Source organism: Pseudomonas sp. GNP014, from assembly GCF_054344005.1.
Window position 1 is genome coordinate 20,619 of sequence record NZ_JBTGUS010000018.1, and the last position, 15,961, is coordinate 36,579.

Sequence of the window (15,961 nt, forward strand, 5' to 3'; positions counted from 1 at the left end):
GCTTCATGTGAAGACCTTCGCGACGCTTCGCCGCTTCCGCCTGCGACAGCGGTCTTGCGGCAACGGGAACGGCGAGAAGATCCAGGTTGGTCCGTGGTAGCCGTTCCGCGCAACTGCGAAAAACGAAGTGCTGGTACTGACTGGCCCGGCCGGCTACATGAAGAACTTCAGCGTCGGCGTCTGCCAAGACCGGCATCCAGCAGGTCAAGGCCACCGACCCGCGCATCGGCAAGCGACGCAGCTGCGCGCTGCTGGCACCGACTTCCGCACCCTCCTACCGCATGGTACGCAAACGCCGATCTGGAAAAGATCCTGTCCCGACGCCGAACTGTGGAATCACCATGGAAGGTGGTACGGCAAGAACTACCAGGTCGATCCCCATTGAGCCAGGCCTCCCCGCCACGCTGGCCTGGCGAACAAACAAGAAGTCGAAACCCATCACCCTGCTCCGACGCTCGCGCCTGCGGTTGAGTGCCGCCTGCTGGTGCTCGGTGCGCACTCCAGACCGTGCCGGCGAGGTCCAATGCGCCAGAAGCGCAAAGCGATCGACGCTGAGCAGATCGAGACGCACCGGCGGGTTCCGACGGCAGCGGTGCGCAGGGGTGACCTTCGACGCGATCCCGGTTATGATGAGACGAACCCCTGGTACCGGCAAACCGCGCCGAACGCCCACCCTCGAAGAAGCCGGTGCCCGAATTCACGCGCTGTTCGATGTAAGCCCGGGCCACGCGGTCGACGACCAGCCGATATCGAGGCCCCATGACGAGCCAACCAGAGCATATCGGCGCGCCTGGCGGTGCTGGGCATGAAACCCTCAATGTGCTGCTGTTGTGCCTGCTGATCCTGGTGATTGCCGGTTCGGTGGTGGTGCTGCGCGGTGGACGATCAGCCGGAGCTGTCCAGGACGAGCTGGACGTGCTCTCGCTGTGCATCGAGCGCCGCCCGACAAGGGCATCGATGAGGACCTGCGGGGTGACGCTGGACGAGATCGCCTGCTGCGCGAGAACAGCACACCCTGCCCACCGACCTTGGCCGATGAAGGATTCGCTGTTGCCAGGACGCCAGTTCGGCTCAGTTGTGGTGGCGACGCCCTGCAATCGCTGGGCGGACAGCGCCTATTTGCCATAGCCGAGGACGCCTGCCTGTCGCTGTCTCGTTCGCGATGCCGCTGACGCGCAGGCCGGCGCCGGGATGGTCAACTGGTGACGCGGCTCGTGCACCCGCAGCTGGACGCTGACCTTGCCGTCGTTGTCCGGCCGGAACAGATCGTCGCGCAATTCGATGCCGGGGTTACCCGCGAACATCGCCATCGACCTGCGCGGCATCGAGAGACACCGTTCGCCGATGTCCTAATCGATCTCCTTGCCGTCCGTTGTTGCGCTGCTCCTGGCCGGCCTTGCGCCTGCTGGCGGAGCCGCTGGTCAGCGTGATCGGCGAAGCGCCGTGCATCAACATCGACCTGATCCTCATCACAAGCCGACGCGGCGAACATCGTCGGCGACAAGGCCCGCATGTGCCGCTGATCGCGGCTTCAACCTGCACGCCCACGCAGCCGGCTGACATCAAACGCATCAGTGGACTGGACGCGCACCGTGCTCAACGGCAGCGAGCATGACGATGTCCTTGCCACCGGATCATCACCTGCGCCAACCATCGGCAAGCCCATCGAAGCCAACGAAACGTGCCGCTGCTGACCCGCGACCGGCACCGCCGGTGCGTGGGCCGGCGGAAAGCGGTGATTGCAGCATGCCTGTTGATCAGCGAGGTTCATCGCCGAGGTCAACAACATCGCCCGCGAACTGGGCAAGCTCTACCTGGAACAGACGCGAAGATGATACCGAGAACGCCTGGCGCCTACGGCAACGCTCTGCCAGTACGCGCGCGACGGCATGGGCGAACTGACCCAGGCGCCGAACGCCGAACTGCGCGTGGCCACGGTGCACGTGGAGCTACGCGACCTGCTGCGCGAGTTCGGTCTGGAAGCCGCTGCCGTGGTCGGCCGCCACGGCATCCAGCCGAAGCCGAGCCAATCGAAAAAGACCATCGATCAACTGCGCGAGTCGAATGCGGAAGCGGATTTTTCTGGAGACGGACTTCCCGTTGACGCAACGTCGCATCGGAGCGTGCAGTTCGGCGTCGAAGCTGTCCCGCTGTCGGACAGTTCCTGATGGTGATATGCCGACAAGACGAAGGAACTGCGACCTTACCGCCTGGCCGGCGATCGAGGAGTTCTGCGCATTATTTCGAGAAAACCTATTGCCATACACCGCAACCCCCGGTGGAACTGTAGTTGGCCCGCCAGGCGCTGATCTGCCACATCATCAACGTACTCCGCATCGCGGGCAAGTTGATCGTTGCAACTGCTGCTCCACAGGTTCGGGGCGACGCTGGAATTTGGCGCAGGTCGAGTCGTAGATGCTCGGCGACAACCATTCTCGACAACGTCAGTTCCAGGCGGGCTGCAGCGCGGACGCACGGCTTGCCGATGGTGCGGAGTTCGCTGTATCAAGACCTTGCTCGGCAGATGCCGCATCAGGCCGAGCCAGCGGCAATGGCCGGTAGCGCCGGCACCATCGGTTAACGCGCCACAGCATTGGAGTTCCATCGCGGTCTGCCAATGACGGTCCACCATTCATGGCCATGCGCCAGCGTCGCCCGGCGTCTCTCGGTTTGAGCAACACTACGCCGGCGCCATCGGTGAAGCACTGGAAGGTACGCACCAGGACGAATGCCGCATGGGCGCCTTGTCCTGCGGCGAACCAGCGCGGTGTCGCCCAGGTTGATCGCCGCGACCTGGGTTTCTCGACGAGGCCGAACGCCAGGCCCTCGATGAAGCCGGGATTCAAGAGGGTTTCGAACGCCTGCTCGCAGACTGGCGTGCCGAAGGGCATCAACCGCGTCGCGGATCGAGCATGACCTGGAAGCCGTCGGCCCGCCTGGCCAATCGCGACGTACCGGCTCGAACTGTCGCGCGCCGTTCATGTGCCACGTACTGGCAGGCGCTGACCCTGGAACGCCTGCGACCTTGTTCGTTGCATCGACCAGCGAGCTGGATGACCAGTTATGAAAGCTTCCGTTCGACGGGCCGCAGGGCCGGCTTCGTCGTCATCTGCTTGAAGCATTCGGCGACGGTTTTGTCGTGCCACGCGCCGGCTTGCGGGCTGTTCATCGGTTGCATCGGCGGCCTTGGCACGCGGTGGTCAGGCGCTTCGCGTTTTTCTTCTGGAAGGTCGGCCACGTGGCGCTGACCGGCGTGGCCATCGGATTCCGCTTGGCCACCCTGCACCGGGCTGATGAGCAGCTTGTCGGCTACCGCCTGTTGTTCGGCATCGTCAACTCACCGCGAAATCGCGGATGGTCTGGTGCTGGACCTCATCGGCGTGTCCTCCGGCATTGCCTGCCGGGCCTGCTGCTGATTTTGTGGTAGATCAACCGCTGCAATTTGGAAAATGTGTTGTCCGGCTTGGTATGATGGTCAGATGGATGATTGTGGTGCTGGCCATCGTCGGTTTGCCTGTCATGGCCGTGCTGCCGCTGTAACCCACTGACGTCCTCGCCAGTTCGGAACCGGCAACCGGGTGGCGGTACGTGGCGTGGCTGTGCAAGAACCTGGATGATCTGTTCGTGATTCTGGGTGACGCGATCACCCTGACGCGGCAGCGAAAGTGATCGGCGCGATTCCGAACGGCGCTGTGGCGACCGCTGCGCGGCGCGGTCGCTGAGCCAGTCGATGAAGGCTTTTCGGCGCTGGACCTGATCGCCATGGTCAGCACCTTGCCGGGATTCCGCGCCGATCGTGTTCGATCTGCCGATTCAGTTGCGCCGGCCGATCATTTGGTCGCTGGTCGCCTTCGCCCTCGCCGCGATCGCGCGCGGGGTTGTCGAGTTGAAGGAACTCTGGATAAACGACGTCTTCATGGAACACCTGACCCTGGCCCACGCGCCGAGCGGCGCGGTCGGCACATGGTCGCCGGCGGCCGAACGCCAAGCCCCTGCGCGGGCGCCGGCCTCGTTGCCGATCCACGACGGCTTGAGCGAGGCCGCCAGGCACTGACGTCAACCTCTACGGCGTGGTGTGGAACTGGTGAAGTCGTTACCGCGTACTTCGCACTGTTGCTGGCCTGTCCGCGCTTGGAAGAACTGGTCATCTACGCCGATGCCGTGATCGGCGTGGCGCTGGCTGTGGGCCGACGATCCGCTGTACGTCGCCGGCGGACAGTCCGACGTCGAACTCGGACGCCGCGCGCCTGGTGGACGTGCCTGCTGGGCATTGCCGTGGAACTGGGCGAGCCGTCCATGGCGATGAGCCTGGCGGCCAAGCACATGGCGATGCGACGTGACGGTGGTGAACCTCGTGCGCCTTGCCGAGCGCGGCCTGCCATTGAGGCGCAGTTTGGTGGCATTGAACAGCGCGCCTGGCGCAGTTGTAGTGCCGACAGTGAGGCGCGCTTGTGGAGCCTGTTGTAGATCTAGTGATGAGCCCTCAGGATCACTTCGGTTATCTTGATCGGCAGCCTCAACTGGAGCTGATCGGCGAGGACTCGACCGGATGCGGAAGTGGACGGAGAGGATCTGAAGAGCCACGACAACGTGCTCAAGGACAACGATGTCGCGGTGGTGCCAGATTATTGCCAGCCTCCAAGCTGGTGAAAGCGGCGATTGCCGAATCGGGAGTTGTTGGTGGTGTTCGACACCGACTGCGGCGGGATCGGTGGCGGAGCTGAGGGCAAAAACGTGGATTTCGCTGTGAAGGTCGAGCGGGCTCGGTTTCAGCCCTGAAACCCGTGTTACTGTTCATCGTTACCCGCTAGCGATAGGTCTGCCCCTTGGAAAGCGGTAAACACAAATTGTATGAAAACTGCCTACTGTTCTGGTTCAGCGGTTCCGTTTTCGCGGAGCTTATTGCGCGGTAACTCGCCTCCATTTTGCCGAGGCTCAGTGGTGTATCGGTCCGTTTCCCAGATGTAGGCCAGGCATTCCTTTCAGGCGCTCTTGCCTACATGGGTGTGCGAGTGGTGTGTGCACGGCTTTGTAGGCTCGGTGAGATCCAGCACCTCGCCTTCACCACGACCCAGAGGATGTCGGTCGAAGATGATGTCACGCCGGTTCATCGTTAAGGTGGGCCGCACGACAGGTGAGCTGGTACGTAGAGACGCGCTGGCGTGCAAAAAAATTTACAGCTAGTGTGCAGTGGCTAACGCGTAGCCAACGCAAAGACCGCGACGCGATCAATTTTCGGTGGCAGTGATCACCAGCGGCGGAGGAGCCCCACCACCGCGCTGTGAACTCATTGCTCAGTTCGAGGATCAGGCCGCGTTGAGGCACTGCAGACGGACGAGCGGTGCCAGTGAGCGAAGGCCGGTGGATGACCGAGCGCGTCCACTGGGGCCACTGGATCGACCAGCTCAAATCGAGGATCAGGCCTGTCGACGGAGATCGCCCAGTTGCGGGAAAGTCGCGCTACACAACGCGACACGCCGCGAGGGGTGCGCGCCCATGGCTTTGCGGTGCCGGTACCTTGTGTTCGACCAGATAAACGCATCATCCGGCAGGTCCGGCGGCCATCGCCATCGGTTGCCACGGAACGTGCCGCTGGGCGTCTGGTTGTCGAGGATCGAGCCAGTCGGCGAACAATCACCCACCCGAGGAGGTCACTGATGGCTTTGGACAGGACCAACGACGTCGGGGTGATGCGCGGCATTCGAAAGGCGACAGATCTCGCCGTGCGTAGTAGTTGCTCTGGATCGTCGATGATCAACGCCGGCCTCGGCTATACGGCGAAAACCGCGAGCCACTCGATGTCCGCGACGATCTCGCCCTGCACCGCTTCGACAACTACCACCGCCGCGGAACTGGACGCCGGCTTCTGCATCGTCGAGCAGGTCTCCAGAGCCGAGGTTGGCGTTGACACTGGGAACCGCCACCGAGGCCGAGAGTTGGGCAGCGGTAGTTGAGGAATCGACCAATTGGATGCGCTGTACGAGCAAGGCGCCCAACGGTTTCGGCCCCAGGCTGCCCATCAGGCCGACGTCGACCATGCTGCTGGTACCGCCAGTCGCACAGCACGGGGCGCTGGCGCCCGGTCGCGGCGATCAGCTCCTTCAGCGCCGGCTCCACGGCATCGGTGCCGGTCGGCTCGTAGAAACCGGACGTTCGCCGCGCTGCCAGCGCCGGCGTAGACCGAACAGATCCTGGACGAACCATCCTTGACCCGCGTGGTCAGGTCGAGGTGGCGCAGCTGTACCATCGGCTACAGTTGCCTGATTGCTCCATCACACCCGCGGTGGTCATGCCCAGCGCCACGTGCTGCACCGGCCAGCAGTTCAATGAGCTGCGCCCTTCGACATTCTTCGACATACAGGCCCTCGCACGTTCTTAGCGCTGAGGGGAATGCGCTGTGGATAACTGCGGCCCATTGGCATCCTGCTGGCTTTGGCCAGCGAGCAACGGCGATCGACGGAAATCTACAACGTTCGGCTGGCGCCGAGGGCGACCCGGCCCACGACTGTTCGATAAGGTTGGTGGCTATTTCTACATCTCTTCGACCCTCAGGTTGCTATGGAGTGACGAAAACATACATGGACAGGTGTGTGTTGGTTGCGGAGCGCAGATGAGGTTCCCGTTCTGGAAACGCTTAAGCGTCCGAGGATTAGGCTCTTATCGTTTGTCAGGCGCAGGCGGGAAACGACCGGACGATGGGCAGTCTGCAAACCTTCACGGGTCAAGGGCGGCGCCGCTTGGCGATAGCCCAGGTGGCGATAGACGCCTCGCCGGTACGGTGTCGTTTAGGTGACCCGCTACCTCGCGCAGGCGCAACGAGCCTTGAAGAGATCATCCATCAGCGCCGCCCGACGCCACGGCGGAAGCATTCGGTCGGGGACCAGACACAGGGCGATGTCGCCACTGGCCAGGGCGATGCGCACCACTCGGTTGTCCCGCAGGGCGAGGTTGAGGTAGAAACGTGCATCGGCGAGCCACGTACAGAGGTGTCCGGCGGACTGCTGGCGGACCAGGTATGACTTGCGGGGATTGTTGCGGTGGTCGAGTGCACAACCAACGCGGATCGACGTTCTCATGATGCGGCTGATAATGCCGGTGTCGGCCAGGCGGCCGTACGATAGATGGGCTGTTCGACGCGCGCACCCCCAAATCCATCGGAGTCGAAGCTGCAGCGACCTCAACCTGGAGCGGCTGGATGACTGGAGAAGCCCATCCCACGCGCCAATACAGAGTGTGACCGGCGAACTCAAACCGCTGACCATGGTGAACTCTATGCGCAAGCCGTCCGGGCGGCTGTCGAAGTGAGCGTGCAGTCGGAACGCTGAACGATTGCCTGAACGATCGCCAGACCGAGGCCGACAACTGGGTGCTCTGGCCGTTGCGCCAGAAGCGTTGGGTCAACGTCGGACTGTTCGGGCGCCCTGGGCCAGGGCCGCGACTACAAGCGCAACTACTGGTCCGACAGCTTCGAGGCTGAAGTCCGACGACAACCTGCCGGCGGATGAACGCAGGCCAGGCGTTGTCGAGCAGTTGCGCAGCGCCGCAATCGACAGCACCGCCGGCATCTGCAGGTGCAGCGGCTCGAATGGCGGCAGTTTCAACTGGATGCGCAGGCGCTCACCGCCGGTGTCGGGCATCGCCAGCCTCGCGACTGGCCCGGCGCTGCACGCGAAGGTCATCGAACGACAAGACCGCCTTCTTCCACCCGCGCCAGCAACAGCAATCGCCAAGGGGTGTGTAGGGGAGGCGGTCGTGCCTCCTTGGCGTGCCGCAGCGACGATCATGCGCGGCCCTTGGTCATGCGCCATCTCTGGGCAGGTGGGTCTTTATTTCGGTGCCAGCGGGGCTGCCAGTTCCTCGTGGGCGGCGTCACTGGTGGAGGTGGCGCTCCACGATGCTCCACTGGCTCTTCAACGCGCTGGAACAAGTCGATTTTGGGTGTTGAATGAGTTCAATTCATGGGAAATGATTGGAATTGCAGTGTCAAGCGAATCGGCACTGCCGTCTGATCAAAGGCTTTGCGCAACTGGTCCAGCGGCGCGATGCCTGTCCATCTAGCCATAGCAGGCAGATACACGAGCAATGCCAATCGCCACCGGCACCTGAAGTGGCCAGCAGGTCGACCATCCATGCTTCGCGTTCGATTTGCCGATCGGCTGGCGGACGCGGACATCGCCGGGGCAAGGGTGAAGCTGCGCCACGGCGACCATCGATCATCTGATCGTGCGAAAGCCCATTTTCTCGGCAACTTCCAGCTGTTGGACCGCTGGTCACGTGCCAATATTTTCTCGGCCAACGCACCACCCTGCAAAAACCATATGCCCGGATGTTCAACCTGTTCGGCATCGAAGTCGCGCGCGCGCTGTTCGCTCGAAGGCCGGCAATTGCTCCAGCAGCTCGGGCCTGAATTTACGCGCTCGCTGCGGTAGGCGACCAGCCGCTGATCGAGGGGAAACATCATGATCTCGGTGCATGCGACAATTCTCAGGCCGCCGCCAGTGCGACGAGTGTATGTGGCGCCGAGGTCAGGCTCAGGCGCAGGTCGCAGCACCATCATGGCTCTGACCTCCTCACCTGTCGGCCGGGCCCAGGCGATAGCTGTGAGGTGTGTATGCTTTGACCAATGCCTCGCGACCTTGGCTGTGAGGTGATGGATATGTATGTTCAGCGCATCCGCCCTCCAGCTTCAATTGTTGAGCCGCCACGCTGTCCTTCAAATTGCTCGGGTGATAGGACCCGGCCACGGTTGTGCAGCAATGCTTGGCAGCGATCGCTCGCGGGCGTGAGTCCACGGTCGCTCGGCCAGAGCTGTAAGTCAATGACTGCTCGGGCCCTAAGTCAGTGCATGCGTTCGATTATATGACATGTGCCTGGCTACTTGCTGTAGGCAGGTTTGCAGGTGTGAACAGTTGGAGATTGAATGGCTTGAGAGGTGTATCGTCGGCCGCTAAACCGTTGACCGGTCAGCGACCGTTGTGCGTGGTCAGATTTATACCTAAGTTTTCAGCCAATGACGGAGCCGTCGGCAACAACTTGAGCGTTGTTGGCAAGGGCCCGAAGATTGAGCACCATCACGTCGAACGCGACCTTGAGCACCGCTGCGCCCTCTGATGCGGCGTTCACGTGTTCTACTGTCTAGGCGCCAGCGGTGACCGGAACCACTGTGGCTAATTACTTGCTGCTTTTTCTCGTAAAACGAATACTTGTGCATGGTGCTCCACCAGAAAGGCGCTCAACAGGCGAGGATTAGTGGTCATGGCTGCTGCGCGGCGACGGAAAGCGCGGGCCGCACGGGCAACCCGCTTGCCGGCGGTCACCTGGAATCGACCAGGCCAGATCCTCATCAGTTTGATTACGAAGACTGAAGAATTCGCGCCTGCTCTACTGCGTCGCGCTGGTCAGCCTGCGGTCGAAACTGACTGCGACGGACAACCTCAAACGGATCAAGAAGAATGCCACTCGGAAACGTCGTCGCCGTGGACGGCCGTTGGTCTACCGGACTACTTTTTTCAAGGATCGACGATTCAACGGTTCAAACATTGGCAACTACCGGTGCGCGAGATCCCGCGAGCCAATGCCAATACGGGTGAGTTCACTCACACGTGAACCCTGTGCTTTGGGTTCTTCACGACGATGAGAATGATTCCTACGCGCAAAGTGGCTTCGACGACGATGTCTTGGCTTTTCGAGAGCTAGATGGTCGACTGATGGCGCGGATACGATCAGGACCTGGACAAGGTCCGCAGCATGGAGCCTTGGAAATACTGTCTGGGTACGACCTTCGCCCCACTCCAGCCAATCGTCGCGGTAAGCATGGTGGCAAATGACCGGTTTGAAGAGCCAGGCGTCCGGCTTTCTCGACATGAATGATGGCTATACCGATGGATCAACTGTCGAATAGTGATCAGCATGTAGCACGACGCTGACAATCTGTGGCCTCGAAGCCTTACCGGACAGGGACGACGGATGGCGGTGAGAATGATTTGTATGTTTGTGGCTAGTTACTTTACATTCTGAACAAATAACGAAGACATTTGTGAGCACGGTAGCGATTGGTGGAGATGGCTGATTGATGTGGATGAAGCAGCCTGCCCGGTTCCGCTGTGGCCTGCCTTGAACCGGTGCTCGGCCGGTTAATCATTGGTTAATTGCTGCTGCTCATTGTGCACTTATTTGGAGAGGAACAGCTTTTTCTCTATGTGTTATTTTTTTTTCTTTTTGTTTGCTCTTGCTCATGTCCAGCTCTGCCAGGTGGAAAAATAAATCCCTTTCCAGACAAAAACTGGTAAGTTGCTGGTTGATAAGGCATTTGCTTCACCTCCCTCCCACTTTGTAGTCCTGGTTGGAGTTGTTCTGGCAGATCACCGACGGCTATCACCTGTACCAGAAACGCCTGAAATTCGACGGTCTGCGGCGCAACAAACCGGCGCTGCCTGAGGGCGAGTTCGACACCACCAGTTTTTCGGCCAGCAGCCGCGTATCGCCAAGGCCTAGCCAATCTGGCTATGCGCAGTGGGCAGATCAAGGCCCAGCTTGACGCAGGGCCGGCCGGTCGATGCCGGGACTCTGCGACGATCTGTCGGCAAAACCGGGTCATCGATCTGGCGGCAAGGCATCCGCCACCACGGCGAGCGTCGAAGCACGGAATCCAGCTCGGCCAGCAGCCAGTGGCGCTGCTGGAAGTCGCTGGCGTCTTCGGCCTCGGCCTGTTGTCGGCGTTGCCCTGCGCGTTCGTTGCCGATGCCGCCGATCTGTGGGCATGATCGTCGGCAGCGGCGCTACACCGTCGTGGTCTGCGCTCGCCAGCAGTTACGCCAGTCCCATGGCACCGGCGTCGCCGCCACGGCTATCGCCGACCTTGCTGCCAACCTTCAGGCCTGGTCTGCAAAACCGCCTGCTGCTGGGCGTTCGCTGGCTGTATCGCTGGTGCCGGCACTACCATGTCGGCTTCTTTCTGAACTGGTATCGCCGGGCGGCGTTGCGCGATCGCTCTCGAACACGCCCTCGGTGCAGCGGCAGCGGCGGTTAGCCGATTCTGGTGCCCGGTGCGCCGCGCCTTGTCCGGCTGCTGGTTGGCCATGCATGACCCCACGACTGGCGGCGCCGGTATCGCCGAGAGCGGTACGCGCTGCACGGCTCATTCTGTTCGCGCTGGCATCGGCATCGGCGCGCAGTTGTTGTCCTGGTCCTTACCGTCGGCATCGTTGGCCGAAACCCGCGAACCTGCACCAACTGGTCAGCACTTCGGTTTCCGTTCCTCACCCGTGTTGCCGATGTCGCGCTGGAACTGGATTCGTCGTCGCGGTGGTGGTGGCGCGCCGCTCGTCATCGCCGTGCTTGGCGCTGGAAGAATTGGAGGGGTATGGCCGGGTCGCGCAGGTGTTGCGCCTGATCTCGTCGTCGTTGGTACTGGCGGGCAGCTTGCCGATGATGGCGCGGCGGGCGGCAGCGACGATTTGTATCAACCTTGGCAGGTACAAAGCAGCGCCGGCCGGTGCGGCCAGCGCGGTACGACGGGTCATGAAGCGTTCACCACGATCAAGGACCTGAACACCGGCAACGCGAACTGGATGCCGCCATGGCCCAGGGCCGAGCTGGCGCTGTTCGTCACTACGCCGAACTGCGCGCGTCGCGCAAAGTCATGGAGAAGCAGGCGTTCGGCCAGGCGAAGGCTACGTGCGCCTGCAGCGATGTGCGCCTGCTAGCTGGGACTACGCGGACAACGCCGGGGTCAGCGGCGAACTGCTCGTCGTTACAAGGTTTGGCTCAGCGAGTTCGTCTGGATCGGCGCCGACGGTGAAGCGCCGCAGCGAGGCGGTATCACCGGCGAAGTCGATGCCGAAGATGTTGGAATGCCTACACGATCACTCCACCGAGGACGCCGATCAACGCTGACTTTCACTTCGGGGACTTTGCCATTGCGCTGAACTTCATCCTGCTGCTGATCAAGGCCTCGCGCTGGCGACGCTCCGCCTGGCCGGCAGCGGCCAACGCGGTGGCGCAGACCCTGAGTCGCGCTGTTCAGTCTGTTCCTGCTGGGCATGTGGCTGGTGCGTATCGCGTTCGTGGCGGTGATGGTCATTATCGCAATGACCGTGGCAGATCGTCGACCGCGCCATGGCGGTCTGCCTGCCGGTGATCGTGTTGCCGCCCGTCGCGCTGTATCGCGGAGCTGCGCGCCTGGGGTCACGGTGCTGCTGGGTTGGCGTGGCCAAGGTGGTGCGCCGTTCTGGCTGTTGGCCGACCTGTTCATGAGCATTGCAACCGAAGCAGCACCCGCTCCGCCGGGACATCGCCCTGCGCAGCCGGCGGTCATCAAGCTGGAGTGATCATCCAGGGCGGTCCGCGGTGACCGCCGCCTAACCCGGCGGTTCACCGCCTTGCCGAGACGCCGTTGGCAATGCTCGACAGTACGTACTCGACCGGTTTTGTTCGTTCAGCATCAGGGCCAGCATGCAAAGCGCGGCCATTCCCGAAACCCAGGGCCTGAGCCGACGATGCGTTGTTCGACTGTAGTGGGGGGCGAAGTGGGCCAGGCCGGTGGGCTCCATGGCATTGCCCTTACACTACCCGGTTCGTAGCCCCGACTGACGCGTCGAAGAGGCGCACCCGGGCGCTGTCGATGCGAGCAACTGGCTCGCGCATGGACAGTTTCGTCGCCAGACACTCCCAATTGAACCCTGGCCACGGCTCGGAGCGACCTCGGCAGGTACTGGTCATGGCCGTTGCCACCGGCGACGCCTACGGCGCTGCTGTTCATTTGCTGTCGCTGCAGGCTGCTGAAGACCTGCTGGCGGCGATCAAGCAGATCGTAGGCCAAGGGCGAAATCGTCGGCCAGTTCGATGCCGATGGCTTCGCGCTGGCCCACGCCCTGGCGCAATATACCAGAACCGTGGATGGCGCTTTACCTGACCCCGGATGGCAAGCACGCGCGGCCTCGGGAAACTGGATGACGGTCGACGGCAAGAACCTGCGCAGCGAACGGTTGCAGAAACTGGTGATGGCGCCCACTGCCAAGGTCGGCGAAGTTCGAGGCCGAGCACGGATTCAGGACGGCAACAAGGACCACCGCGACGGCTATGGTTCAGCGACCTGAACCGCCGGCACCTGCATGTTCTGGAAGAGGACGCCCTCGGTCAAGGCCGGAAAGCGCAGTTGCGGCACATCATGGTCGGGATCATCGCCAGACAGCGGCAACTGCTGCGCGCCCTGGTGGCCAAGGATCCGGCCAGGCGCTGGGCCTACCACCAGCAAGGTGGGCAGGTCGCTCAAGGCCTTGAAGGACATTCCGCGGCGGTGGAGACCAACTGGCGGCGAACATGCAAGTCCAGATGGAGGAACTGGATGAGGCGAACCGGCGATTTCTACATGGACGCATAAGGTGAGCTGTACAACAGCAGGCGCCTTCGTCAGCAAGGAAGATCTCGGCCCAGAAGCCCGAACCTTTCGAACTTGGCCTTTACAAGCGCCACCTGATCGAAATCCTTGTGGCAGCGGGCTTGCTCGGCAAGAAGTTATTATGTGTGTGGTGGTTGCGCTGCTCAAGCCGCAACACGTCGACAATGCTGCGGAATCTCGAGACCGGAGATATGCCCGGGCTTTGGTACGTCACCGAAAGGGCAACGAATCAAACTGAAGCCATCCGTGTTCGCCGGTGGCCTGCGGTCGCTGATCTGCTGCACAGCACCAGCGTGGCCTGCGCATTGAACTCGCCCAGGCGTGGAACAGATCATCCGACGGAAGGTGAATAACGCCCATCGGCACGATGCTGTCGGCGACGGTCAGCACGAATACGTGCCAGTTTTTTCGCCGTGGAAACCCTGGCAAGTGCTCGACTGCGGATCAAATGCCCGGACGGGGCAAGCAAAAGATCGGGCACCACGACGTCGAAGCAGAGGCTCAGAGATTTGCCGCAATTCATCTCGCTGAACAGCGAAAGAAGACGGTGGCAGTGGCTCTGGCCGATGCTGACGTAAGTGTCGATCAGCACGCAGGCCGTTGACCTGGTTGTGGCGCCGACAATGCGCGGCGTACGCCTCAGATGCCTCTGAATCCGCAGGAACCCCGACCAGAGTGACCTGGTCCACCAGGCGATCCAGCAACGCCGGACCTGACGGGCTATGTCGAGCGAAGCGGTGGTCTTGCGGCAACGCGCCGGACTGACCGTGGCCGAAAGATCCAGGTGATCACCCGACAGCTGCGACAGCTAGATCTGCGCCCACATGGCGGCTAGCCGGACAGATCCGCCGCCAGCAACACGGCCGGGCCGCGCCTTGATCACGTAAGCGCAAGATGCTGTCTCGTTACTGTGGAAGCTATCGAAATCACCCCCGCGGTAGAAAGAACTGTAAGCAGCCGAGCCGCTGAACTGTTGTCAACCTGGAACCTAACGCGAATGTGCCGGGTTCACTCTGTGTTCAAATCACTATGTGATCGCTGGCAAGCCAGTGCCACAGGTTCGGATGCTGCACACAAACGTCGTGACATGTTCATCATGTGGGTGTTGGTTGTGACGGGTGCACAATCACAACCCTTCCAGCCCGCCATCAGGTCATTCAACTGATCCACCTTGTCCTCGGTGATGTCACTGGCCGCCAGGCTTCGATGACCTGGTCAGTTCCTGGACCTGGTTGCACCGAGCATTGCTGCAGCGGTATTGCGTCGGGCAGGTGTTCCGCGCTGCGGAGCGATCTGTGCGTAGACCAGTTGCTCGCCGAACTCCAGTAGTTGTCGCGCACGCCGACCTTGTCGACCTTCAATACCTCGGACCAGTTGCCAGGTCGTCGAGCCGGTTGCGCGGTGCCAGGTACCGTGCTCGGCAACTGGCCCATCTCCAGCGCCGGCAGGGCCTTGCGGTCGAGTTTGCCGTTGCGTCATGCGCAGCTTGTCGCAGCTATAACCAGGTGCAGTGCACCACGGCATCCGCAGTTCCGCGGCGCAGCGTCTGGCTGATCCGTTCGAGGTGTTCGCTTGCATCGAGCGCCGAATCCGCCGTCAACATAGCGAATGAGTGTCTTGTGGATCGACCCCTGGACATCTTGATGGTCAATTGGATTATTTGGATTGCTCGCGGGACGCGTCCACCTCCACCGCAGTTTGATGCGAGAAATCTGGCGAATCTTCACCTATGGTCCGCCGCCCGACGCATCCATACATCGTCGTCGCCGTGTGCCAGGTTACGGTGTACGGTACAGACGCTCGCCCGGCGCGCCGAACGGTTTGTACTCACGGGCGTGTGCGAGCGGATTGCTTATGAATCTACGTACCGAGAACGGTGACGACACAACTCACCCACCGCACACTGATGAATGATTCGAGTGCCATCGACGGATAGAGCAGGTTGTTGTCGGTCGGTGGAACGAATCGGCAAGTAGCTGCTGGCGGGTCCAGGTGATCGATGCGGAAAAACGCCACGTCATCGGAAAACTGCTGGAACCGCAAGCATTGACCAGCCCGATCTGCGAATAACCAAACAGCCACTGATGCGCCAGTTCCTGGCGGCATCGCTTCGCCAGTCGGACAGATCCAGGAGGTCCGTCGAGGTTATAGGTTTCGAAGGACACATGCCTTGTATCAGCGACGGGTTCCACACGGTGATGCGCTGCACATGATCAGCAACCCGGCGATCGTGGCGATGGCGTTCGTATGTCCATGCGCACCGACAACGCTGGCGGCGAGGAACTGCGAGACCGAAGATCGAGCTTTTGCGAAGCGGTCTGCGCGATCACATCGGCCTCGTTATATTGCAGCGCAATGACGCTCTGCCAACTGGTCGTCGGCACCGCCGTCTTTACGATCACGCCTTTCGAGGCCGGTCGAACCCGAGGATCACATAGGCCAGGTCGTCCGGCGCCCTGTGAATACTGGTTTTCCACCGATGCGCCCGCGCTTGCAGCGTTTCCCAGACCAGAATATGTGCACGGTTGGCAGGCGAATTCATCAGAAGGCCTGCGCGCCGCC

At 61.7% G+C, this 15,961-nt stretch carries 17 protein-coding genes and 1 pseudogene; 11 read left to right on the forward strand and 7 right to left on the reverse strand.

Translation table 11 applies throughout. The annotated features are described in order from the left end of the window. The first annotated feature begins 759 nt into the window (after positions 1 to 759). Complete coding sequence (locus ACXX9E_RS29540) at positions 760 to 1,128, forward strand: hypothetical protein (RefSeq protein ID WP_458556749.1); 369 nt, start codon at positions 760 to 762, stop codon at positions 1,126 to 1,128. Here the strand turns inward: ACXX9E_RS29540 and ACXX9E_RS29545 are convergent. Continuing rightward, positions 1,116 to 1,325, reverse strand: coding sequence for a hypothetical protein (locus ACXX9E_RS29545; RefSeq protein ID WP_458556750.1), 210 nt, complete (start codon positions 1,323 to 1,325; stop codon positions 1,116 to 1,118). The two genes, ACXX9E_RS29540 and ACXX9E_RS29545, sit on opposite strands and share 13 nt — an antisense overlap. 50 nt (positions 1,326 to 1,375) lie before the next feature. Here ACXX9E_RS29545 and ACXX9E_RS29550 point away from each other — a divergent pair, with 50 nt between their 5' ends. Next, positions 1,376 to 1,615 carry a hypothetical protein gene (locus ACXX9E_RS29550; protein ID WP_458556751.1) on the forward strand — a complete coding sequence of 80 codons (240 nt, stop codon included), beginning with the start codon at positions 1,376 to 1,378 and terminating at the stop codon, positions 1,613 to 1,615. A 274-nt stretch (positions 1,616 to 1,889) separates the two neighbouring features. After that, entirely contained in the window at positions 1,890 to 2,168 is a 279-nt protein-coding gene (locus tag ACXX9E_RS29555; RefSeq protein WP_458556752.1) for a hypothetical protein, read from the forward strand. Between the two features lie 276 nt (positions 2,169 to 2,444). Here ACXX9E_RS29555 and ACXX9E_RS29560 read toward each other — a convergent pair whose 3' ends face one another. Continuing rightward, positions 2,445 to 2,891 carry a hypothetical protein gene (locus ACXX9E_RS29560; RefSeq protein ID WP_458556753.1) on the reverse strand — a complete coding sequence of 149 codons (447 nt, stop codon included), beginning with the start codon at positions 2,889 to 2,891 and terminating at the stop codon, positions 2,445 to 2,447. Positions 2,892 to 3,053: 162 nt separating this feature from the next. On the opposite strand from ACXX9E_RS29560, the pseudogene ACXX9E_RS29565 reads away from it, so the two are divergent. From ACXX9E_RS29565 to ACXX9E_RS29575, 3 genes and pseudogenes are all read left to right on the forward strand, one after another. Further along, positions 3,054 to 3,883, forward strand: a pseudogene (locus ACXX9E_RS29565) (metal ABC transporter permease); the annotation flags it as partial. A gap of 230 nt (positions 3,884 to 4,113) precedes the next feature. Next, positions 4,114 to 4,467, forward strand: coding sequence for a hypothetical protein (locus ACXX9E_RS29570; protein ID WP_458556754.1), 354 nt, complete (start codon positions 4,114 to 4,116; stop codon positions 4,465 to 4,467). 1,190 nt (positions 4,468 to 5,657) lie between these two features. Further along, entirely contained in the window at positions 5,658 to 5,954 is a 297-nt protein-coding gene (locus ACXX9E_RS29575) for a hypothetical protein (protein ID WP_458556755.1), read from the forward strand. A gap of 1,443 nt (positions 5,955 to 7,397) precedes the next feature. Here the strand turns inward: ACXX9E_RS29575 and ACXX9E_RS29580 are convergent. Then, positions 7,398 to 7,637 carry a hypothetical protein gene (locus tag ACXX9E_RS29580; RefSeq protein WP_458556756.1) on the reverse strand — a complete coding sequence of 80 codons (240 nt, stop codon included), beginning with the start codon at positions 7,635 to 7,637 and terminating at the stop codon, positions 7,398 to 7,400. A 314-nt stretch (positions 7,638 to 7,951) separates the two neighbouring features. Beyond that, positions 7,952 to 8,557 (reverse strand): hypothetical protein, encoded by a 606-nt coding sequence (locus ACXX9E_RS29585; RefSeq protein WP_458556757.1) that lies wholly within the window; start codon positions 8,555 to 8,557, stop codon positions 7,952 to 7,954. A 698-nt stretch (positions 8,558 to 9,255) separates the two neighbouring features. On the opposite strand from ACXX9E_RS29585, the gene ACXX9E_RS29590 reads away from it, so the two are divergent. The 3 genes from ACXX9E_RS29590 to ACXX9E_RS29600 all read left to right on the forward strand — a co-directional run bounded on the left by ACXX9E_RS29590 (position 9,256) and on the right by ACXX9E_RS29600 (position 11,029). Continuing rightward, complete coding sequence (locus ACXX9E_RS29590) at positions 9,256 to 9,606, forward strand: hypothetical protein (RefSeq protein WP_458556758.1); 351 nt, start codon at positions 9,256 to 9,258, stop codon at positions 9,604 to 9,606. A 736-nt stretch (positions 9,607 to 10,342) separates the two neighbouring features. Next, the gene (locus ACXX9E_RS29595) at positions 10,343 to 10,537 is read left to right on the forward strand and encodes a hypothetical protein (RefSeq protein WP_458556759.1); all 195 of its coding nucleotides are present in this window, start codon (positions 10,343 to 10,345) and stop codon (positions 10,535 to 10,537) included. Between the two features lie 222 nt (positions 10,538 to 10,759). Beyond that, complete coding sequence (locus ACXX9E_RS29600) at positions 10,760 to 11,029, forward strand: hypothetical protein (RefSeq protein WP_458556760.1); 270 nt, start codon at positions 10,760 to 10,762, stop codon at positions 11,027 to 11,029. A 229-nt stretch (positions 11,030 to 11,258) separates the two neighbouring features. Here ACXX9E_RS29600 and ACXX9E_RS29605 read toward each other — a convergent pair whose 3' ends face one another. Then, the gene (locus ACXX9E_RS29605; protein WP_458556761.1) at positions 11,259 to 11,522 is read right to left on the reverse strand and encodes a hypothetical protein; all 264 of its coding nucleotides are present in this window, start codon (positions 11,520 to 11,522) and stop codon (positions 11,259 to 11,261) included. A gap of 528 nt (positions 11,523 to 12,050) precedes the next feature. Between ACXX9E_RS29605 and ACXX9E_RS29610 the strand changes: the two genes are divergently transcribed. Continuing rightward, complete coding sequence (locus ACXX9E_RS29610) at positions 12,051 to 12,329, forward strand: hypothetical protein (protein ID WP_458556762.1); 279 nt, start codon at positions 12,051 to 12,053, stop codon at positions 12,327 to 12,329. Between the two features lie 621 nt (positions 12,330 to 12,950). After that, complete coding sequence (locus ACXX9E_RS29615) at positions 12,951 to 13,097, forward strand: hypothetical protein (protein WP_458556763.1); 147 nt, start codon at positions 12,951 to 12,953, stop codon at positions 13,095 to 13,097. Here ACXX9E_RS29615 and ACXX9E_RS29620 read toward each other — a convergent pair. Beyond that, on the reverse strand, positions 13,079 to 13,288 hold the full coding sequence (locus tag ACXX9E_RS29620) for a hypothetical protein (RefSeq protein ID WP_458556764.1): 210 nt from the start codon (positions 13,286 to 13,288) through the stop codon (positions 13,079 to 13,081). The genes ACXX9E_RS29615 and ACXX9E_RS29620 overlap by 19 nt on opposite strands. Positions 13,289 to 13,730: 442 nt before the next feature. Next, positions 13,731 to 13,991 (reverse strand): hypothetical protein, encoded by a 261-nt coding sequence (locus tag ACXX9E_RS29625; protein WP_458556765.1) that lies wholly within the window; start codon positions 13,989 to 13,991, stop codon positions 13,731 to 13,733. Between the last annotated feature and the right edge of the window lie 1,970 nt (positions 13,992 to 15,961).